We start from the raw sequence: 20,244 nt of genomic DNA on the forward strand, positions 1-20,244 counted from the left end.
GCTGGGCCACGCCGCTGCTGTCGATGCTGATGGCCTATGCGATGTTCGGCCTGGACGCGCTGGGCGACCAGCTGGAAGACCCTTTCGGCCGCGCCGACAACGACCTGCCGCTGGACGCGCTGACCCGGACCGTGGAGATCGAGCTGCGGGCGGCGCTGGGCGAGACCGCGCTGCCGGCGCCGCTGCAGCCGCAACGCTTCGTCCTGACCTGATCGCCCCCACGCCGCGCCGGTCCGCGCGGCGCGGGGGCGTATCCTTGTCGGGTTGACGCTGGAGTTCTTCCCGTATGGCCTACCCCGCCCACCGTCCGCGCCGCATGCGCCGCGACGATTTCTCGCGCCGCCTGATGCGCGAGCACACCCTGACCACCAACGACCTGATCCTGCCGGTGTTCGTCCACGAGGGCGAAGGCCGCATCCCGGTGCCGTCCATGCCCGGCGTGGAGCGGCTGTCGATCGACGAACTGCTGCGTGTGGGCGAGCAGGCCCTGGAGCTGGGCGTGCCGGTGCTGGACCTGTTCGGCGTGCCCGACCCGGCCGCCAAGACCGACGACGGCCGCGTGGCCTGGGACGAGCAAGGCATCATCCAGCGCGCGATCCGCGCGCTCAAAAGCCGGTTCCCCGAGCTGGGCGTGATGACCGACCAGGCGCTGGACCCGTACACCACGCATGGCCAGGACGGGCTGATCGACGAGACCGGCTACATCCTCAACGAGGCGACCATCGAGGCGCTGGTCAAGCAGTCGCTCTCGCACGCGGCCGCCGGCGTGGACATCCTCTCGCCCAGCGACATGATGGACGGACGCATCGGCGCCATCCGCGGCGCGCTGGAAGCCGAAGGCTTCATCCACACCAAGATCATGGCCTACTCGGCCAAGTACGCCAGCGCCTTCTACGGCCCGTTCCGCAACGCGGTCGGCAGCGCCGGCAACCTGGGCAAGGGCAACAAGTTCACCTACCAGATGGACCCGGCCAACCTGGACGAGGCGCTGCACGAGATCGCGCTGGACCTGGAGGAAGGCGCGGACATGGTCATGGTCAAGCCGGGCATGCCGTATCTGGACGTGCTGCGCCGGGTGAAGGACACCTTCCGCCGCCCGACCTTCGTCTATCAGGTCAGCGGCGAGTACGCGATGCTCAAGGCCGCCGCGGCCAATGGCTGGCTGGATGGCGAGGCGGTGATGATGGAATCGCTGGTCGGCTTCAAGCGCGCCGGCGCCGATGGTGTGCTGACCTACTTCGCCCTGGACGCGGCCCGCGTGCTGCGCCAGCGCGGCTGACGCCATGAGCGCCGGCATGGCCCTGCAGGCGCTGCTCGGCCTGCCCCTGGTCTGCGCCACCGCGTTCGCACTGCTGGTGGCGCTGATCGCCCCGCGCGTGCCTGGCCGTGCGCTGGTGCGCTGGGGCGCGGCGCTGATGCTGCTCGGTCAGGTGGGCGCGCTGGGCGTGAGCGTGGGCCAGACCCTGCTGCTGCAGCGCACCCTGGCCGGCGGCGGCAGCCTGCAGCACGCCGGCGTGGTGATCGGCGTGATCCACATGGGCCTGGGCGTGATCGCGGTGGTGGGCCTGTGCCTGCTGGCGGTCGGCTTCCTGCGCACGGCCCGCGCGGCGGCCGGCGCCATGCCGCGTTGAAGCCCGGCATGGGACACTAGGCGTTCGTCGTCCCATCCGAGTGCCCGCATGAGTCGTTACGCGCTGTTTGGCCGGTCCGTGGCCAAGTCGCCCTCCCCGCAGATCCACGCCGCCTTCGCCCGCCAGACCGGCATCGCGATGGAGTACGTCGGCCTGGACGTCGAGCCGGGTGCGCTGCCCGCCGCCCTGGACCTCTTCGCCGCCAGCGGCGGCCGCGGCGCCAACGTCACCGTGCCGCACAAGCAGGCCGCCTTCGCCGCCTGCACGCGCCTGAGCGAGCGCGCCCGCATCGCCGGCGCGGTCAACACCCTGCGCCTGGAAGAGGGCCAGTGGTACGGCGACAACACCGACGGCGCCGGCCTGGTGCGCGACCTCACCGGCCGCCACAGCCTGGACCTGCGCGGCCGCCGCGCCCTGCTGCTGGGCGCCGGCGGCGCCGCGCGCGGCGTGGCCCCGGCGCTGCTGGAAGCCGGCGTGCGCGAGCTGGTCATCGTCAACCGCAGCCCCGAGCGTGCCGACGCCCTGGCCGACGCGCTGGGCGAACCCGGCCGCGCCCATACCCGCTACTGGGAAGACCTGGCCGGCATCGGCGACTTCGAACTGGTCATCAACGCCACCTCGGCCGGCCGCGACGCCGGCGCCCCGCTGTCGCTGCCCTTCGCCCTGTGCAACGACATGACCGGCGCGGTGGACCTCAACTATGGCGAGGTGGCCATCCCCTTCCTGGCCTGGGCCCGCGCCGCCGGCCTGCGCACCATCGTCGACGGGCTAGGCATGCTGGTCGAACAGGCCGCCGAGAGCTTCGAGGTCTGGCACGGCGTGCGCCCCGACACCGACCCGGTCTACGCCCTGCTGCGCGAGGGCGCCCCGGAACCGGCAACAGCCTGAGCCGCCTAGCGTTCGCTTTTGCTGTTGCGGCTGCCTTTGCGGTTGCGGTTGCGGTTGCGGTTGCTGTTGCGGTTGCGGTTGCTGTTGCTGTTGCTGTTGCTGTTGCTGTTGCTGTTGCTGTTGCTGTTGCTGTTGCTCAAGAGCTTTTGCTTTACCTGTCTGAGCCGTAAAGCGAGCCGAGCATCGCAGGAAGTCAGGGCCGAAGAGTCGCCCTGTTTGAGCGAAGCGAGTTTGGGCGACGTGCCCTGACTTCCGAGAAGCGCAGGGGACCGCCGCGCAGCGGCGGCTCGCGTCCCGGCGAGAAGCGGTTTTGGCTACTTTTGACAAGACAAAAGTAGCTCGCGCGGCGAAGCCGTGCGAAAGCTTTGCTTTTAGGCTCGACGTTCAACGCCGACGCGTACTTGCTCGCCAGAGCAGCGAGAGCAGCGAGAGCAGCGAGAGCAGCGAGAGCAACAGCGATCGTGCCGCTAACGCAAGGGGACTTGGGTCCCCTCACGATGACGCCCCAACTGCCTTATCCCCTGGCCCCAGCCACATAAGGCCCATGCACGATCCGGCCTTCCAGCTTCTGAGAATCCTTGACCAGGTTGTACAGCGGGCAGGTGTCCTCCACCGCCTTGGCCAACGCATCGATGTCCGCCCGCGAATTCGGCGAAGCGACGTCGACCTGATAGGTGATGTAGCCATAGCGCGCCGGTGACTTCGCGTTCCTGCCGAAGCGCGGACTGAGCTCGGCATCGGCGGTGAGTTCGAGCTTGTCCAGCAGCACGCCGCGGGCGGCCGCCTGGATCTCGAAGATGTGCGTCGGGCAGGTGGTCACCACGCCCAGCAGATTCTCTTCCACGGTCGGCGCCAGGCCGCGACCCAGCAGGCCGGGCGCACTGTCGTGGAGCGCGCTGAAGTAGCCGTCGTCGCCCAGCCAGGTCTGCCGCAGGCCGGTATGCGGCTCCACCCGCGTGTGCGCGATCAGGGTGCGCGGCGCCTGCGCCTCGCCGCGCGGCTTGCTGGACGTCAGCGTGCCCTTGGTCACCGGCACCTGGTCTTCGAGGATGAACTCGCGCAGGCCCGGCTGCGTATTGGGCGCGCGCTGGGCCGGGGTCTGCTGGTAGTGGATCGTCAGCGGACTGACCTGGTGCGGCTGCGTCACCAGGTCGATGACCGAGGAGTTGGCGTGGACGGCGGCCTTCAACGCCTGAAGCTCCGCATCCGATGCCGGCGACTGGATGTAGGCCACGTAGGACAGGTTGTTGGGATAGCTGAGGTTGGCGTTCTTGCGCTCGGGGATACTGGTGAACACGATGTCCAACGCATCCAGCGGCACGCCACGCACGGCGGCCTGGACGATGTATTCGTCGGCCACCGCGCTGGACAGCATCGCCACCAGCGATTCCCACGAGCCGGGCGCCAGGTTGAAGCCGGCGCCCTGGCGCGGGCTGTCGCTCAGCCACTGGAACTGTTCCCTGTCGCCAACGCGCAACCGGCGCACGCCCGAGCGGCCTTCGGCGATCACATGCGCATGCAGGCGCGTGGGTGCGGCGTCCTGCTGCTGCAGGGCCGAAATGGCCTGCGCCTTGTCCTTCAGATAATCGCGCAGGGGCTGGTCGCTCTCCGCCGAGCGGGCCGGCGATACGGACAGCAACGATGACAGCGCCAGGACGGCGCCGATAAGGAGCTTGGACGAAACAGTGGGCATGGGCTGACGCTTCGGATGGACAAAGAGCGTGCATCTTCACTGACAACGCCCGTCTCCCCTCATGCCGATCGGCCATGTGGAAACGCCTCACCCTTTCATCGGCAACCGCTCCTTGCGCCGGCATAAGCAGCGAATAAATCCGCATTTCGCAAACCGATGAACGCTGTTCAGGCTGCTGCTCCCCTTCACCGACACAGGGCGCCGCGTGCAGCCGCATCGTCATTCTCCAAACCCGCTCGTGCTGGAGACGCGCGCTCGATCCCGGTTGTCGCTGGCGCTGTGCGCACTGCTTTGCAGCGGCACGCTGCATGCGCAGGACACCACCGAGCGCGACACCAAGCCGCAGGACGCGACGGCGCAAACGACCGACGTGCCGCAGCACGGCGACAGCAAGACGCTGGACAAGGTGTCCGTGGTGGGCTCGCAGATCGCCGGCGGTGGCGCGCAGGCGGCGCTGCCGGTGGTCAGCGTGAGCAAGGAGCAGATCGACTCGACCGGCGCGACCAAGGGCGATGAGCTGTTCCGCAACCTGCCGCAGTTCGGCGATGTGGCCTTCACCCAGAAGACCGTCAATGCCGGCCGCAACCAGAACTATGCGCGCGGCGACGTGGCCTCGATCAACCTGCGCAACATCGGCTCGCAGTACACGCTGCTGCTGGTCGATGGTCGCCGCACGGTTCAGTACCCGCTCAGCGGCAACACGCCTTCCTACAACGCCAACGCGATCCCCACCTTCGGCCTCGACCGCCTGGACGTGCTGCTCGATGGCGCCGCGGCCGTGTACGGCTCCGATGCGGTGGCCGGCGTGGTCAACCTGGTCCTGCCCAGCAACCTCAACGGCGGCGGGGTCGAACTGGGCTATGGCCACGCCGAGGGCACCAGCCGTTCGACCCGGTCGCTCGACGGCTACTGGGGCAGCGACTTCGCCGAGGGGCGCGGCAACGTCAGCCTGCTCTACGGCGCCTCGCACCAGAGCAAGCTGCTCAACAGCGACCAGGCCTATACCGCGACGGCCCGGCGCAGCATCGCCGAGGACGGCCGCGCGGTGCCCGATCCCAACGGCACCGCCGGTGGACTGAGCACCTACACGCCCTGGGGTCAGTTCACGCTGGTCAGGAAGAACGCCGACGGCTCGGTCGCGACGCTGGGCCAGCCGTACTACGTCGACACCACCGGCACCCTGCGCCGCGCCAGTTCGGTTCCGACCTCGCTGCGCTACGACACCTCGGCCGCGCCAGGCATCACCCAGGAGCCCTCGGTCGACAAGGCCAACGTCTACGCGAGCGCGCACTTCGATCTGAGCCAGACGACCCAGCTTTTCGGCGAACTGGGCTACTACCGTGCGAAGTCCGAATCGCGCTTCTCCGGCGGCCCGAACTCGGTGCTGAGCTCCACGGTGCCCAACTACGTGTACGTCGACACCAACGCGTACTGGGTTCCCGCGTCCCTGCGCGCCGCCGCCGCCGCGGCCGGCGCCAGCGCGATCCGCCTGACCAACTACCAGCTGGTCGACGAGCCCGTGCAGCGCCTGAAGGACGACAACTCGGAAGTGCGGGTGCTGACCGGCGTGCGCGGCAGCACCGAGGGCGGCTGGAACTGGGAGAGCGCCGTCCTGTACGCGCGTGCCCGCGTGGTCGACAGCCAGCAGAACGGCCTGTTCAATCAGTTCGTCGCGGCGTTGAACAAGACCACCGCCGACGCCTACAACCCCTTCAATGGCGGCGACCCGTCGCATCCGAGCTGGGGCGACGCCACGCCCTCCGACCTGGCCGGCATCCTGGGCTGGACCACGCGCATCGGCACCACCACGCTGGCCTCGTGGGACTTCAAGGTCGATCGGCCCGATGCGCTGCGCTGGTACGCGGGCGAGATCGGCGTGGCCGCGGGTGTGGAGCTTCGCCGCGAGACCGCCAAGGACGACCGCGACGCGAACGTCGACGGCACCGTCCAGTACCTCGACTGGTATACGGGTAACGTCAACTCGAGCAACGTGTTCCTGACCAGCTATTCCGACGACATCAGCGCCAGCCGCACGGTGAAGTCCGTCTTCGCCGAGCTCGCCGTGCCGCTGGTCTCGCCCGAGCTGGGCATTCCGCTGGTCAAGGCCATCGATCTGCAGGTCGCCGGCCGTTACGAGGACTACAACGACGCCGGCTCGGTGGCCAAGCCGAAGCTGGCGCTGGCCTGGAACGTGGTGGACGGCCTGCTGCTGCGCGGCTCGGTGAGCGGCGGCTTCCACGCGCCCGCGCTGGAGCTGGCCAACTCCGGGACCATCTGGCGCGGCGGCAGTACGACCGACCTGATCCGCTGCGATGCGCTGGTCAAGCGCGGCGCCTACGCCAGCTACAGCGCCTGCACCAGCGCCACGAGCGGCGCGGTGCTGCTGGCGCCGCTGTCCACGAACATCGACACCGGCACGGTGTTCGACAAGGGCAGCATCAAGCCGGAGACCAGCAAGCAGTACTCGTACGGGTTCGTGTTCGAGCCGGCGTTCCTGCCCGACGCGGCCGGCCGGCTGAACTTGGGCGTGAACGCCTGGCAGATCCGGATCGACAACCCGATCAGCGCGCTCGGCGGGACCAACGAACTGCTCTACGACGCCTATCTGCGCACCAGCGGTCAGGGCGGCAGTCCCAACGTCGTCCGGCTCGACCCCACTGCCGAGGACGCGGCCCAGTTCGCCGGCTCCGGCATCGCCCCGGTCGGCGCGCTGCAGTACGTCAAGACCTACTACGCCAACGGCAACCCGCTCACCGCCCGCGGCATCGACTACGACCTGAGCTGGCGCAAGCGCGGCACGGCCTGGGGCGACTGGACGTTCACCGTCAACGTCAGCCAGCTCAAGCGCTACTCGCAGGAGCCGCTGCCGCAGGTCAAGGCCATCGCCGGCGCGATCGCCAGCGGCGTGCTGGTGAACATCGTCGACCCCGCCACGCTGGCCGCCTACAACCAGGTCGGCCTGGAGGGCGCCAAGCCGGAGTGGCGCGGCAGCGCGGCGCTGATCTGGCATCGGGACGACTGGACGGTGCGCCTGCGCGACAACTACATCGGCAGCGTCACCAGCGCGGCCTACAGCTTCGTGGCCAGCACCGCGCCGCAAAAGGTCGATGCCACCCAGTTGTGGACGCTGTCGCTGAAGAAGGGCTTCAGCCTGGGCGCGCTGGCGGGCAGCTACGTCGAGGTCGGCGCGCGCAACCTGTTCGACAAGGATCCGCCGCTGGACGCCGGCGGCAACTATCTGGCCGCGCTGTACGAAGACTACGGCCGCTATCTCTACCTCAACGTGGGCGCCACCTGGTGAGCGCCCGCCTCTTCCCTCAACGGAGCACCCTCGTGAAGACTTCGCATCCCGCGCCCAGGCGACTCGCCGCCGGCCTGCTCATCGCGCTGCTGTCCGGCACCGGCGCCTGGGCGGCCGACCTTCCCAAGCCGGGCGCCGCGTCCGGCCAGCCCAACGCAAGCGCCTTCGCCCAGGCGCAGGCCAAATTCGAGCAGGACTATGCCACCGGGCTGCGCAAGCCCGACGGCTGGCCCAGCGTGATCGGGCTGCACTGGATCGAGCCGGGCAAACAGTCGGTGGGCGGCGCGGACGGCAACCGCATCAAGCTGGCGATCGCGCCGGCCACGCTGGGCGTGATCGAGGAGCGCGGACAGACCGTCTACTTCACCCCGGCCAAGGCGGCCGCGATCACCGTGGACGGCAAGCCGCTGGACCATGAGATCGCGCTCGCGCCCGAGGGCCACGATGGCGGCACCCAGCTGGTGTACGACGGCGGAAAGGGCAAGATCAGCCTGATCAAGCGCGCCGACCGGCTGGCGCTGCGCGTGCGTCATGCCGACGCGCCGACACGGCTGAACTTCGCGGGGGTGGATTTCTATCCGGCCAACCCGGCCTGGGCGATCAAGGCCAGGTTCCATCCCAATCCGCCGGGCACCACGCTGCCGATCGCCAACATCATCGGCAACGTCACCGACACGCCGAATCCGGGCTATGTGGAGTTCGAGAAGAACGGCAAGACCTGGCGCCTGCAGGCCCTCGGCGACCCGAGCAAGAGCCTGAACTTCATCTTCCGCGACGGCACCAGCGGCAAGACGACGTATCCGAACGCGCGCTTCCTGCGCACCGGACCGGTGGCGGCCGACGGCACGGTGCTCATCGACTTCAATCGCGCCTACAACCCGCCCTGCGCCTACACCGCGTATGCGACCTGCCCGCTCCCTCCGAGGGAGAACCTGCTCGGCAAGACCGCCGACGGTCAGGTCGCGCAGCTGGCAGTGGAGGCCGGGGAGAAGAAATACCGCGGCCAGGTCGACCACTAGGCCCGGCTAGCCCGCCAGCCGCTGCAACGCCTCACGTAGCGCCAGCCCGCCGCCGCCGATCAGCACGCCGAAGTAGACGATGCTGGCCAGATTCATCAGATGGCCCAACAGCGCCGCGACACCGTCGCGCTGCATCAGGCCGATGGCCAGCAGCAGGATCGCCAGCGCCGGCAGGGTGTTGGAGAACGGCACGAAGCCGAACGGCGCCATCAGCAGCAGCGCGCCCAGCACCAGGCCGGCGTCGTTGACCGTCTCGGCCGGGCGCGAATCGACCAGCGCGGGCAGCCGGTGCGGACGGCTGATCTTCTGCAGCCGCCCCACCCAGACCATGCCGCGGCCCAGCGCGCTGCGCAGCCGGTCGGCCGGCAGCTGGCGCGCGCGCAGCTTCGCCGGCAGCCACAGCGGGCGGCGCAGCAGGCGGCACACGCCCACCAGCAGGATGCCGGCGCCGAACACCGTGCTCACCCCGGGAATCGACACCGGGATCAGGAACACCAGCGTCAGCAGCGCGGTGAGCAGCAGCAGTCCCTGCGGCCCGAACTGGTCGAGCAGCGCGTCCAGGCTGAGCTGGTCCGGCGGCAGCTGGTCGATGGCCTGTTGCAGCTGGTCGCCCAGCGCGGTGGTGGACGGGTCGGGCGCGGCGCGCATGCGGGATCCGAAGCGACGTGGGACCGCGAGCCTAGCCCGGCCGCGCATGTCGGCGCTGTCAGTCGGCGCCGACATGCGAAGGCGCGATTCAGCGCGCCGCGGCGCCGTGCGCGGCCAGGAAGGCGCGCAGCGAGGCCGGCTTGACCGGCTTGGTCAGCAGGCGATAGCCGCGCTCGCGCGCCTCGGCCTTGAGTTCGTCGCGGCCATCGGCGGTCAGCAGCGCGCCGGCGATCGGGCCCGGGCTGGCGGCGCGCAGCGCGTCCAGGGTGTCCAGGCCTTCCAGGCGGTCGTGCAGGTGGTAGTCGACCAGCATCACCGCCGGCGCCTCGGCCACCACGCGCTCCAGCGCCGCATCGACGGTGGCGGCGGTGACCACGTTCACGCCCCAGCGGCCCAGCAGCACGCGCATGCCGTCCAGGATCTCCTGGTCGTTGTCCACGCACAGCACCTTGAGGCCGGTCAGCGAGTCGCTGGCCGGCATGCGTCGCGGCACCGCCGGACGGGCGCTGATGCTGGCCGCGCGCGGCACGGTGATGGAGAACATGCTGCCCTTGCCGACGTTGCTGCGCGCGTCCAGCGGCGCGTCCAGCACGCGCGAGATGCGCTGGCAGATCGACAGGCCCAGCCCCAGGCCCTGCTCGCCCCAGTCGAAGGGCTGCTGGTAGCGCTGGAACTCGTCGAAGATCTGCCGCATGTGCTGCGGCGGGATGCCCGGGCCGGTGTCCCACACCTGCAGCTCCAGCTGCGCGCCGCGGCCGCGCATGCCCAGCACGATCCGGCCCGAGCGGGTGTAGCGCAGCGCATTGGCGATGAAGTTCTGCAGCACCCGGCGCAGCAGGCGGCGATCGCTGCGCACCGGGGCGCGGTCGCGCACGTGCACGCGCAGCTGCAGGCCGCGGCCGGCGGCCACCGGCGCGTACTGCGCGGCCAGCTCGCGCATGACCTCGGCCGCGTCGAAGTCGGTCAGTTCCGCGCGCAGGCGGTTGTGGTCCATGCGCGAGACGTCCAGCAGGCCGTCGAGCAGCTCCTCGGCCGCGCGCAGCGAGGCGTCCACGCGTTCGGCCAGGCGCACCTGCTCGGCCGCGTCGCCACCGCTCTCGCGCAGGGCCGAGGTGAACAGCCGCGCCGCGTTGAGCGGCTGCAGCACGTCGTGGCTGATCGCCGCCAGGAAGCGGGACTTGGACTGCTGCGCCGACTCGGCCTCCTCGCTGCGCTGGGCCACGCGCTGTTCGAGGTTCTCGTTGGCCTCCAGCAGCGCCAGCTCGACGCGCTTGAACTCGGTCACGTCGTTGTAGCTGGTGACATAGCCGCCGCCGGGCAGCGGCTGGCCGCGCATCTCGATCACCTGGCCGTCGCTGCGCGTGCGCTCGAACACGTGCGGGCTGCCGGCGCGCATGTAGCCGATGCGCTTGGCGATCTGCTCCTCGACATCGCCCTCGCCCAGCTCGCCGCGCTCGGCGTTGTAGCGGATCAGGTCGGCGACCGGGCGGCCGACGTAGAGCATGCCCTCGGGATAGCCGAACATGGTCTGGTAGCGGCGGTTCCAGGCGACCAGGCGCATCTCCGGATCGACCACGCTCACGCCCGAGCTGATGTTCTCCAGCGTGGAGGAGAGGATCTCGCGGTTGAAGCGCAGCTCCTGACCGGCCTCGTCCAGCACCGCCACCACCTCGCCCAGCTCCATGCCCGAGCCGCGCAGCACGCTGGTCAGCACCAGCCGCGCCGACGCCGCGCCGATGGCCGAGGCCAGCAGGCGCTCGGTGAACTGCACCCAGGCACGGTCGGCGTTGGCGTCGAGCTTGAGCTCGCGGCCCAACTCGCGCGCCTGCTCGGCGAAGGCGCGCGAGGCGTGGCGTTCGCCGACCACGCGCTGGGCCAGCGACATCAGGTCGGCCACGCGCACGTTGCCCGGCCACTCGCTGGCGATCAGCGCGCGCCGCTGCGCGTACGGGTCCAGGAACGGCACGATGCGCAGGCGCTCGTCCAGCGAGGGCCGCCAGCGCGCCGAGACCAGCATCATCGTGCCGGTGTTGAGCAGCAGCGACCAGAACGTGCCGTGGGTGAGCGGGTCCCAGCCGCTGAGGTTGAACAGTTGCTGCGGCTTGAGCCAGGAAATGCCGAACGGCCCGGTCTCCAGCCACTCCGGCCCCAGCCAGCCCGAAGCCGACAGCGTCGGCAGCAGCAGCGTGTAGCCCCATACCGCGAAGCCCGCCGCCATGCCCAGCTCGACGCCGCGCTTGCTGGCGCCGCGCCAGTACAGCCCGCCGATCAGCGCCGGGGCGAACTGCGCGACCGCGGCGAAGGCGATCAGGCCGTAGCTGGCCAGCGTGCTGTCGCCGTTGCTGCCGCGGTGGTAGGCGTAGGCGCACAGCGCCAGCACCAGGATGGTGACCCGGCGCACCCACAGCACGCGCGTGGCCACGTCGGCCGCGTCGTGGCGCTCGCCCCAGCCGCGGCGCAGCAGGATCGGCATGACCAGGTCGTTGCTGATCATGGTCGCCAGCGCGATGCTGGCCACGATCACCATGCCGGTAGCGGCCGAGAAGCCGCCGATGTAGGCGGCCATGGCCAGCTTGTCCTGGCCGATGGCCAGCGGCAGGGCCAGCACGAAGGTGTCGCCGGCCTGCGCGCCGTGCCCGCCGAACAGCTCCACCCCGGCGGTGGCGATGGGCACCACCATCAGCGAGATGATCACCAGGTAGGCGCCGAACATCCAGCGCGCGCGGCGCACGTCGCCCACGTCGCCGCATTCGACCACCGCCACCTGGAACTGGCGCGGCAGGCACAGGATGGCCAGGAAGCCCAACAGCGTCTGGGTGAGGAAGCCGGCCGGCGGCTGGCTTTCGAACAGCGTGCGCGCCGCCTCGCCCAGCGGCTGGTCGCGCGCGCTCAACCACTGCCAGGACACCAGGCCCACGGCCACCAGCGCCACCAGCTTGACCACCGACTCCAGCGCCAGGGCGGCCATCATGCCGTGGTGGTGCTCGGTGGCATCGACCTGGCGGGTGCCGAACAGCGCGGCGAACAGCGCCATCAGCAGCGCCACGTACAGCGCCGGATCGTGGAAGAAGCCGGTCGTCTCCGGGTTGTGCCCGGTCAGCACGCCCAGGCTCATCGCCACGGCCTTGTACTGCAGGGCCAGATAGGGGATGACGCCGAACAGCGCGATCAGCGTTACCAGCGCGGCCAGCCGGCGCGAGCGCCCGTAGCGCGAGGAGATGAAGTCGGAAATGGACACGATGTTGTGGCTGCGCGCCAACAGCGCCAGCCGCTCGATCATGCGCCAGGCGAACAGCATCAGCAGCAGCGGGCCCAGGTAGATCGGCAGGTAGCTCAGCCCGTGGCGCACCGCCGTTCCCACCGCGCCATAGAAGGTCCACGACGAGCAGTACACCGCCAGCGCCGCCGAGTAGATCATCGGGCGCAGCCAGCGCAGGTTGGGATACAGCCGATAGCGGTCCCCCAGCCACGCCACGCCGAACAGCACCGCGGCATAGGCGACGGAAATCCCCAACAGGACCCAGCCTGAAATCATCGTGTTCCTTAGGATGTGCTGCGCGCGGACGGCGCGCCCGGCGGCCAGTGTACTGAGCGGCGTCGGGAAAGCCCCAGCGCCGCCGTGGCGGCTCCCACGAAGGCGCCGGCTGACAGCGCCGCGCTCGTGGTGGGAGCCGGCATGCCGGCGATGGGCTCTCCCGGGGAAGCCCAGCGCAGCCACTGGCCCTGAAAGCCACGAGGGCCGCTTCCACAGGGGCGCTGGCTGACAGCCGCCAGCCACTTCCTGCCGTCATTCCCGCGGAGGCGGGAATCCAGGGACTTCGCGCGAGGGCTCAAGGCGCTGGGTTCCCGCGTCGGCGGGAACGACTGTGTTGAGGCTTTGCCACGCTCGTGCTTTGTGGGGAGCCGCCATGGCGGCCCCCACCACGCAGGTTGGCTTCCTGCCGCAGCGCCGGTGGCGCCGCCAAACTAATCTTCCGCGCAGAACCGCAGCCGGGCCACCGTGCCGCGCCCGAGGTCCGACTCGATCCGCAGCTGCCAGCCCAGGTGTTCGCACAGGCGGGCGATCAGGTCCAGGCCGATGCCGCCGCCGTCGCGGCCGCCGCCGCGCGCCATGCGGCTGTAGACGGCGCTGATCTCCTCGGGCGACATGCCGTGCCCGGGGTCGCGGATGACCACGGTGGCGCCGGGTTCCAGGCCCACCTCGATGCGGCCGCGGTCGCTGTTCTCCACCGCGTTGCGCAGCAGGTTGCCGATGGCGGCCTGGACGATGGCCAGCGGTGCGTGGATCACGCACTCGGTCATGGGCGCGACCACCAGCTCCAGGTCGCGGCCCTCGGTCAGGTGCTGGTGATCGGCCACCACCTCGGGGATCAGGTCCTGCAGCGCGACCAGGTCGGCGTTGCGCGTCAGCCGCGACGGGTCCTTGGCCAGCACCAGCAGCAGCGAGATCAGCTGCTCGACCTTGCGCGCGGTGCGGCGCACGCGCAGCAGCGGCGCGCGCACGGCCGGCGGCAGTTCCGGGTGTTCCAGCGCCAGGTCGTTGGCGCCGGCGATCACCGCCACCGGGGTGCGCAGCTCGTGGCTGGCGCTGTCGATGAAGGCGCGCTCGCGCTCGACGAAGCGCGCATTGCGCTCCAGGTAACCGTTGAACGCCTCGCCGATCACGCGCAGCTCCTCGCTGGCGTCGGCCGGCACGTCGATGCGCGCCTGGGTCGCGTCCGGGCGCAGCCCGGCGATCTGTCGCGCCATCGCGCTCAGCGGCTGCACCGCCCGGCCCAGGCCGAGGGCCATCAGCAGGCCGAAGATGATGATCGCCACCGCCGCGGTCATCACCGTGGAGAAGGTGACCCAACCCTCGACGCCCTCGAAGCGGGTCAGGTCCAGGGCCAGGGCCAGCCGCCCGAACTGGGTGTCCTCCACCAGCACCACGTGCTTGATGCCGCCGATGAGGAAGTCGTCGTGCAGCCCGGGCTTGAGCCTGGCCAGCGCCGGCGGCACGTTGGCGTCGCGCTGCAGGAAGTACATGTGCTCGGCCGGATCGTCGATCCAGTTGTAGCCCGGATCGGCGCGGCGCCGCTCGACGAAGTGCTGCAGGTCCGAGCGCATCAGCGAGCGCCAGACCTGGCGCTCGGCATGCTCGTTGACGATCTCCCCGCCGATGACCACCGCGGCGGTGACCACCACCAGGTACACCAGCGCCCAGCGCAGCAGGCGCGCGCGCAGCGAGGATCTACGCGCCATCGCGCGCCGCGGGCTGGGCGTGCAGGCGGTAGCCCACGCGCGGCAGGGTGTGGATCAGCTTGGTCTCGAACGGCCCGTCCACGCTGCGGCGCAGTTCGTAGATATGCGAGCGCAGCATGTCGCCGTCCGGCGGCTCGTCGCCCCACAGCGCCTGCTCCAGGCGCTGGCGCGCCACCGCGGCGGGGCTGGCCTGCATCAGCACCTCCAGCAGCTTGCGGCAGGCCGGGTACAGGTGCAGCGGGCGGCCGGCGCGCTGCACCTCCAGCGTCGCCAGGTCCAGGGTCAGGTCGGCGACCTGCAGCAGGCGGCGCCGGTTGCGGCCCTCGGCGCGGGCCAGCAGCGCCTCCAGGCGCACCTCCAGCTCCTGCATGGCGAAGGGCTTGGTCAGGTAATCGTCGGCGCCGGCGCGGAAGCCGTCGACCTTGTCCGGCAGCTCGTCGCGCGCGGTCAGCATGATCACCGGTACGGCGCTGGCGTGCTCCTCGCGCAGCTGGCGCAGCACCTCGCGCCCGTCCATGCGCGGCAGCATCCAGTCCAGCAGGACGGCGTCGAAGGCCTGGGTGGTGGCCAGGTGCAGGCCGGTGATGCCATCGGGCGCGGCATCCAGCGCATGGCCGCGCGGTTCGAAATAGTCGAACAGGTTGGCCACCAGGTTGCGATTGTCTTCGATCACCAGCAGCCGCATGGCGAGAATCCTTGCACGGGGGCCGCCGGCAGGAATGCGGGCGGCAGGGGGCGCATGATGCATGGCCCGGCGTCGGAAAGCCGTCCGGGCGCGCCGGCCGATTGTCCCATATGCTCCGCCCGCTGAACGCCATTGCCAGGGATGCCAGGTTCCGACATGTCTCCGACACCACCCGGCACAGCATCGTCCGCGCTTCCCTTGCACCGCGCGCCCTCCATGCAGATGCCCGCCGTTTCCCGCCCGCGCGCGTCGTTGGCCGCCCGCTTCCATCCCGATCTGCTGCTGTGGGGCCCGCTGTGTGCGGCGGCCGTGGCCATCGCGCTCTTGCAGGGCGCCGGCGGCGATCTGTGGCTGGCCGACCATGTCTACGCCTGGGAAGGCGGGCGCTGGGCGCTGCAGCACGCCTGGGCGACCGAGACGCTGGTGCACCAGTGGGGCAAGCGCGCCGACGTGGTGGCCTGGCTGACCCTGGCGGCGCTGCGCATCGTGCTGTCGCGCGAGCCCTCGACCCGCGCCTGGTGGCGGCCGCTGGACTATCTGCTGGTCGCCTCGCTGGCCGGGCCGCTGCTGGTGTCGTGGATGAAGTCTTGGACCGACGTGGACTGCCCCTGGGACCTGGCCCGTTACGGCGGCACGCACGCGTACGTGGAGCTGTTGCAGTCGCGTCCGGCGGGCTATGGCCCGGGCCAGTGCTTTCCGGCCGGGCATGCCAGCGCCGCCTATGGCTGGGTGGCGCTGTTCTTCGGCCTGGGCGCGGTGCGGCCGCGCTGGGGCCGGATCGGCCTGGCGGCGGCGCTGGGCGCGGGCCTGCTGTTCGGGCTGAGCCAGCAGCTGCGCGGGGCGCACTTCGCCTCGCACGACATCGCCGCGGTGGCGGTGTGCTGGACGGTGGCCTGGGTGCTGGCGCGGCTGATGCTGCCCCGCATGGACGCCACGGCTTGAACGTGCAGCTGAGCGCGCCACACGCCCGCCTGCGGCTGCCGGCCTGGCTCGGCCGCCGCCCGCTGCTGTCCAGCGATGCGCTGGTGGTGCTGGCCAGCCTGTACTTCGCCTGCTTCAGCAATGCGCGCTTCTGGTCGGCGGCGATCACCTCGCCCAGGCAGCAGTGGCCGATGGCGCTGGCGCTCCTGGTGCTGCTGGTCGGCCTGCACGTGCTGCTGCTGGGCCTGCTGGTGACCCGCCGCAGCGCGCGGCCGCTGCTGACGGTGATCGTGCTGGTCACCGCGGCGGCCTCGCACTTCATGGTGAAGTTCGGCCTGTACCTGGACGCGGACATGGTCCGCAACGTGCTGGCGACCGACCGGCGCGAATCCTCGGAACTGCTCACGCCTTCGCTGCTGCTGCCGCTGCTGCTGGCCCTGATTCCGGTGACGCTGCTGTGGCGCGTGCAGCTGGTCCAGCGCCCGCTGAAGGTCGCCCTGCTGCGCCGCGGCGCACTGCTGGGCGGCGCGGCGCTGGCGTGCGCACTGGCGGCCATGGCCGCCTACCAGCCGCTGGCGGCGCTGATGCGCAACCAGCACGACCTGCGCTACCTGGCCGCGCCCGGCAACTGGATGATCTCGCTGGCGCGCGTGACCCTGGCCGGCCCACCCGGCGACAAGCAGCCCAAGCAGCCCATCGGCCTGGACGCGGTGCAGCTGCCGCTGCGCCCGGCGGGCGCCAAGCCGCGCCTGCTGGTGCTGGTGGTCGGCGAGACCGCCCGCGCGCAGAACTGGGGACTGAACGGCTACGCGCGCGACACCACCCCGGAGCTGCGCCAGGCCGGGGTGATCAACTTCCCCAATACCAGCTCCTGCGGGACGGCCACCGAGGTCTCGGTGCCGTGCATGTTCTCGCCCTGGGGCCGGGCCAACTACGACGAGGCCAGGATCCGCAGCCACCAGTCGCTGCTGCACGTGCTGGACCACGCCGGCGTCGGCGTGGTGTGGCGCGACAACCAGGCCGGCTGCAAGGGCGTGTGCGAAGGCCTGCCGTTCCAGTCGGTGACCGAGTCGACCGATCCGGCGTTCTGCAACGGCACGCGCTGCTTCGACGGCATCCTGCTCAAGGACCTGGACGGCGCGCTCAGGCTGGCCAAGACCAAGGGCGGCGACCGCGTGCTGGTGCTGCACATGCTGGGCAACCACGGCCCGAGCTACTACGACCGCTATCCGCCAGCGTTCGCCCGCTTCGCCCCGGCCTGCCAGCAGGCCGACCTGGGCCTCTGCACGCGCGAGCAGATCGTCAACGCCTACGACAACGCGCTGACCTACACCGACCACGTGCTGGCCAGCGCCATCGCCCAGCTGGCCGCGCGCACCGATGTGGACAGCGCGCTGCTGTACGTCTCCGACCACGGCGAGTCGCTGGGCGAGAAGGGCCTGTACCTGCATGGCGTGCCCTACGCCATCGCCCCGCGCGAGCAGACCCACGTGCCGATGGTGATGTGGTTCGGCGACGGCTTCGCCCGCGACGAGGGGCTGGACGTGCAGTGCCTGCGCCAGCAGGCCGATGCGCCGGCCAGCCACGACAACCTGTTCTCGTCGGTGCTGGGGCTGATGGACGTCAAGACGTCGGTGTACGACCGGTCGCGGGATCTGTTTGCGCCGTGCAGGAGCAAGGTCGTGGCGAGCAAGTAACGCACAGCTGTTGCTGTTGCTTCGGCTGTTGCTGTTGCTTCGGCTGTTGCCTTGCTTCGGCCGTTGCCTTGCTTCGGCTGTTGCTGTTGCTTCCCTGTCTGAGCCGTAAAGCGAGCCGAGCATCGCAGGAAGACGGGGCCGAAGAGGGGCCCTGTTTGAGCGAAGCGAGTTTGGGCCCCGTGCCCCGTCTTCCGAGAAGCGCAGGGGACCGCCGCGCAGCGGCGGCTCGCGTCCCGGCGAGAAGCGGTTTTGGCTACTTTTGACAAGACAAAAGTAGCTCGCGCGGCGAAGCCGTGCGAAAGCTTTGCTTTTAAAAGCGCCTGCATGGCAGTCAAGTTTTGCTTGCAAATTAAATGCAAGTTTGGTCAGCGAACTGGCATTGGCTCTGGTAGGAATAAGGCAACGCGCCTGCGGCGCGCCAAGTGCAAAGCTTTCGCGCCTGCGGCGCGACTTCCTTTTGTCTTGTCAAAAGGAAGCAAAACCGCTTCTCGCCGGGCCCCGAAGAGGGGGTAAAACGCACGCCGACGCTACGCGTCGGTCCCCTGCGCTTCTCGCAAAGCAGGGCACGGCGCCCAAACTCGCTTCGCTCAAACAGGGCGCCTCTTCGGCCCTGCTTTGCTGCGGTGCTCGGCGTGCTTTACGGCTCAGACAGGGAGGCAACGGCAACAGCCGAAGCAACAGCAACAGCCCAGCCGCACGGCACCCAACCCCTACCCGCGATGCGCGGTCGCCAGATACTCGGCGCTCTGCATTTCGATCAGCCGCGAGGCGGTGCGCTCGAACGCCCCCGCCAGGCGCGTGCCCGCATACAGCGCGACTGGCAAGGCCGCCGCGGTGCAGACCAGCTTGACGTGGCGGTCGTAGACCTCGTCGATCAGGTTGACGAAGCGGCGCGCCGCGTCCTCGTTCATGCGGTCGAAGGTCGGGATGCCGCCCACCAGCAGGGTCTGGAACTCGGTCGCCAGCGCGATGTAGTCGCTGGCCGCGCGCGGGCCCTCGCACAGTTCGGCGAAGTCGAACCAGGCCAGGTCCTTGCTGCGACCCCGCATGGCGATGGAGCGGCCGTCGATCTGGATCTCGTCGCGCTGCGCCGCGGCGCCGGCCAGCTCCTGCCAGCGCCCGGCCAGCCAGGCCTCGCTGTCGGCATCCAGCGGCGCGCGATACACCGGCGAGCGGGTCAGCGCGCGCAGGCGATAGTCCTGCTCGCCTTCGGCGTACAGCACCACGCAGTGCCGCACCAGCAGGTCGATCGCCGGCAGGAAGCGCTCGCGCTGTAGCCCGTCCTTGTAGAGGTTCTCGGGCGCGGTGTTGGAGGTGGTCACCAGGGTCACGCCCTGGGCGAACAGGCGCTCGAGCAGGCGACCCAGCAGCATCGCATCGCCGATGTCGGTGACGAAGAACTCGTCCAGCACCAGCACGCGCAAGGAATCCTTCCAGTCCTGGGCGATGCGCGCCAGCGGATCGGCCTGGCCGGCGTGCTCGCGCAGCTTGTCGTGGATGTCGCGCATGAAGCGGTGGAAGTGGATGCGCCGCTTCTGCCGGATCGGCAGGCCTTCGTAGAACAGGTCCACCAGGAAGGTCTTGCCGCGCCCCACGCCGCCCCAGAAGTACAGGCCGCGCACGGCCTGGGGCTTCTTCCAGAACGCCGAGAGCCGGTCCAGGAAGCCGTCCTGCGCCTCGTCGCACAGCTCGGTGTGGATGCGGTCCAGCTCGGCCAGGGCCGCGTGCTGGGCCGGATCGTCGCTCCACTGCCCGGCCCGGGCGCCCTGCGCGTACCGCCGCGAGGGCAACAGGTCCACCTGCGGGGCGCTCACGCGCCGGCCGCCGGCAGCCAGCCCTTGACCGCGTGCTGGAGGGCGCCGCGCAGGTCGATCAGCTTGCGGTGGAAGAAGTGGCTGGTGTCGGGCATGCGCACCAGCGTGTGCGGGGCGCGCTCGCCGATCTCGGCGAGCCAGCCGTACACCGCCTGCGGGTCGACGATCTCATCGGCCTCGCCCTGGATCACCAGCCAGTGCGCCGGCGGATGGATCTCCGAGAAGTCCCAGCGCCCGGCCGGCGGGGCGATGGAGATCAGCACCTTGGGCCGCAGCGCGCCGGCGGCCTTCAGCGAAACGTAGGCGCCGAAGCTGAAGCCCACCAGCCACAGCGCCGCGCGTGGGCGCATCACCCGCACCCACTCGACCACCGCGGCCAGGTCGTCCTGCTCGCCCTGGCCGTCGTCGAAGCTGCCTTCCGAGGCGCCGACGCCGCGGAAGTTGAAGCGCACCGTCGGCACGCCCAGCTCGCGCAGGGCGCGCGCGGCCATGGTCACGACCTTGTTGTGCAGGCTGCCGCCCTCGGTGGACAGCGGATGGCAGACCACGGCCACGACCGGCAGCTGGGCCGCGTCGGGCGCGGGGAAGTCGACGGCCACCTCCAGCGCGCCGGCCGGGCCGGCCAGCTGCAGGACGGCGTCCTGGGTGGGGAATTCGGGCAGGGACATGCGCCCATGATACCGCCGCGCCGCAGCATGGCCGCGAC

The 20,244-nt window shown here is 70.3% G+C and carries 16 protein-coding genes; 8 read left to right on the plus strand and 8 right to left on the minus strand.

The genetic code is table 11. The features are described 5' to 3' along the window. The first annotated feature begins 23 nt into the window (after positions 1 to 23). The 4 genes from LAJ50_RS18855 (at position 24) to aroE (ending at position 2,519) form a co-directional block, all read left to right on the plus strand. Positions 24 to 212 carry a bestrophin family ion channel gene (locus LAJ50_RS18855; protein ID WP_130520872.1) on the plus strand — a complete coding sequence of 63 codons (189 nt, stop codon included), beginning with the start codon at positions 24 to 26 and terminating at the stop codon, positions 210 to 212. 74 nt (positions 213 to 286) lie between these two features. Continuing rightward, positions 287 to 1,279 (plus strand): porphobilinogen synthase, encoded by a 993-nt coding sequence (gene hemB, locus LAJ50_RS18860; protein ID WP_138653831.1) that lies wholly within the window; start codon positions 287 to 289, stop codon positions 1,277 to 1,279. Between the two features lie 4 nt (positions 1,280 to 1,283). Further along, positions 1,284 to 1,631 (plus strand): hypothetical protein, encoded by a 348-nt coding sequence (locus tag LAJ50_RS18865; protein ID WP_138653833.1) that lies wholly within the window; start codon positions 1,284 to 1,286, stop codon positions 1,629 to 1,631. 48 nt (positions 1,632 to 1,679) lie between these two features. Then, positions 1,680 to 2,519, plus strand: coding sequence for a shikimate dehydrogenase (aroE, locus tag LAJ50_RS18870; RefSeq protein ID WP_138653835.1), 840 nt, complete (start codon positions 1,680 to 1,682; stop codon positions 2,517 to 2,519). Positions 2,520 to 2,524: 5 nt separating this feature from the next. Here aroE and LAJ50_RS20240 read toward each other — a convergent pair whose 3' ends face one another. Beyond that, complete coding sequence (locus tag LAJ50_RS20240) at positions 2,525 to 2,659, minus strand: hypothetical protein (protein ID WP_255469393.1); 135 nt, start codon at positions 2,657 to 2,659, stop codon at positions 2,525 to 2,527. Positions 2,660 to 3,033: 374 nt separating this feature from the next. After that, entirely contained in the window at positions 3,034 to 4,212 is a 1,179-nt protein-coding gene (locus LAJ50_RS18875; RefSeq protein ID WP_138653837.1) for an OsmC family protein, read from the minus strand. A gap of 238 nt (positions 4,213 to 4,450) precedes the next feature. Here LAJ50_RS18875 and LAJ50_RS18880 point away from each other — a divergent pair, with 238 nt between their 5' ends. Together LAJ50_RS18880 and LAJ50_RS18885 are read left to right on the plus strand one after the other, a co-directional pair. Next, entirely contained in the window at positions 4,451 to 7,513 is a 3,063-nt protein-coding gene (locus tag LAJ50_RS18880; RefSeq protein ID WP_171044625.1) for a TonB-dependent receptor, read from the plus strand. A 32-nt stretch (positions 7,514 to 7,545) separates the two neighbouring features. After that, positions 7,546 to 8,532 carry a DUF1684 domain-containing protein gene (locus LAJ50_RS18885; protein ID WP_171044626.1) on the plus strand — a complete coding sequence of 329 codons (987 nt, stop codon included), beginning with the start codon at positions 7,546 to 7,548 and terminating at the stop codon, positions 8,530 to 8,532. Positions 8,533 to 8,538: 6 nt separating this feature from the next. Here the strand turns inward: LAJ50_RS18885 and LAJ50_RS18890 are convergent, their stop codons facing one another. From LAJ50_RS18890 to LAJ50_RS18905, 4 genes are all read right to left on the minus strand, one after another. Continuing rightward, positions 8,539 to 9,180: an exopolysaccharide biosynthesis protein gene (locus LAJ50_RS18890; protein ID WP_138653843.1), complete on the minus strand. Its 642-nt coding sequence runs from the start codon at positions 9,178 to 9,180 to the stop codon at positions 8,539 to 8,541. Between the two features lie 88 nt (positions 9,181 to 9,268). Then, positions 9,269 to 12,715, minus strand: coding sequence for a PAS domain-containing hybrid sensor histidine kinase/response regulator (locus LAJ50_RS18895; protein WP_130552771.1), 3,447 nt, complete (start codon positions 12,713 to 12,715; stop codon positions 9,269 to 9,271). A 431-nt stretch (positions 12,716 to 13,146) separates the two neighbouring features. Then, positions 13,147 to 14,421, minus strand: coding sequence for a HAMP domain-containing sensor histidine kinase (locus tag LAJ50_RS18900; protein WP_138653845.1), 1,275 nt, complete (start codon positions 14,419 to 14,421; stop codon positions 13,147 to 13,149). Further along, the gene (locus LAJ50_RS18905) at positions 14,411 to 15,106 is read right to left on the minus strand and encodes a response regulator transcription factor (protein ID WP_130552769.1); all 696 of its coding nucleotides are present in this window, start codon (positions 15,104 to 15,106) and stop codon (positions 14,411 to 14,413) included. The genes LAJ50_RS18900 and LAJ50_RS18905 overlap by 11 nt, the downstream gene beginning before the upstream one ends. Before the next feature lie 216 nt (positions 15,107 to 15,322). On the opposite strand from LAJ50_RS18905, the gene LAJ50_RS18910 reads away from it, so the two are divergent. Then, positions 15,323 to 16,048, plus strand: a complete 726-nt coding sequence (locus LAJ50_RS18910) for a phosphatase PAP2 family protein (protein ID WP_224096393.1) — start codon at positions 15,323 to 15,325, stop codon at positions 16,046 to 16,048. A 2-nt stretch (positions 16,049 to 16,050) separates the two neighbouring features. Beyond that, a complete protein-coding gene (locus LAJ50_RS18915) occupies positions 16,051 to 17,724 on the plus strand; it encodes a phosphoethanolamine--lipid A transferase (RefSeq protein WP_138653868.1) in 1,674 nt (557 codons plus the stop codon). A 710-nt stretch (positions 17,725 to 18,434) separates the two neighbouring features. On the opposite strand, the gene zapE is transcribed toward LAJ50_RS18915, so the two are convergent. Next, on the minus strand, positions 18,435 to 19,523 hold the full coding sequence (gene zapE, locus LAJ50_RS18920; protein WP_343228054.1) for a cell division protein ZapE: 1,089 nt from the start codon (positions 19,521 to 19,523) through the stop codon (positions 18,435 to 18,437). 11 nt (positions 19,524 to 19,534) lie between these two features. Then, entirely contained in the window at positions 19,535 to 20,206 is a 672-nt protein-coding gene (locus tag LAJ50_RS18925; RefSeq protein WP_138653847.1) for an alpha/beta fold hydrolase, read from the minus strand. Positions 20,207 to 20,244 lie beyond the last annotated feature (38 nt).

The sequence above is a fragment of the Pseudoxanthomonas sp. X-1 genome (genome assembly GCF_020042665.1).
Classification (GTDB): domain Bacteria; phylum Pseudomonadota; class Gammaproteobacteria; order Xanthomonadales; family Xanthomonadaceae; genus Pseudoxanthomonas_A; species Pseudoxanthomonas_A spadix_A.

Bases quoted from the DNA above. Each gene is read 5' to 3' on its own strand.
- LAJ50_RS18855 (WP_130520872.1), top strand. From the start codon at position 24: ATGCTGATGGCCTATGCGATGTTCGGCCTGGACGCGCTGGGCGACCAG.
- hemB (WP_138653831.1), top strand. From the start codon at position 287: ATGGCCTACCCCGCCCACCGTCCGCGCCGCATGCGCCGCGACGATTTC.
- LAJ50_RS18865 (WP_138653833.1), top strand. From the start codon at position 1,284: ATGAGCGCCGGCATGGCCCTGCAGGCGCTGCTCGGCCTGCCCCTGGTC.
- aroE (WP_138653835.1), top strand. From the start codon at position 1,680: ATGAGTCGTTACGCGCTGTTTGGCCGGTCCGTGGCCAAGTCGCCCTCC.
- LAJ50_RS18875 (WP_138653837.1), bottom strand. From the start codon at position 4,212: ATGCCCACTGTTTCGTCCAAGCTCCTTATCGGCGCCGTCCTGGCGCTG.
- LAJ50_RS18890 (WP_138653843.1), bottom strand. From the start codon at position 9,180: ATGCGCGCCGCGCCCGACCCGTCCACCACCGCGCTGGGCGACCAGCTG.
- LAJ50_RS18895 (WP_130552771.1), bottom strand. From the start codon at position 12,715: ATGATTTCAGGCTGGGTCCTGTTGGGGATTTCCGTCGCCTATGCCGCG.
- LAJ50_RS18900 (WP_138653845.1), bottom strand. From the start codon at position 14,421: ATGGCGCGTAGATCCTCGCTGCGCGCGCGCCTGCTGCGCTGGGCGCTG.
- LAJ50_RS18905 (WP_130552769.1), bottom strand. From the start codon at position 15,106: ATGCGGCTGCTGGTGATCGAAGACAATCGCAACCTGGTGGCCAACCTG.
- LAJ50_RS18910 (WP_224096393.1), top strand. From the start codon at position 15,323: ATGCAGATGCCCGCCGTTTCCCGCCCGCGCGCGTCGTTGGCCGCCCGC.
- LAJ50_RS18925 (WP_138653847.1), bottom strand. From the start codon at position 20,206: ATGTCCCTGCCCGAATTCCCCACCCAGGACGCCGTCCTGCAGCTGGCC.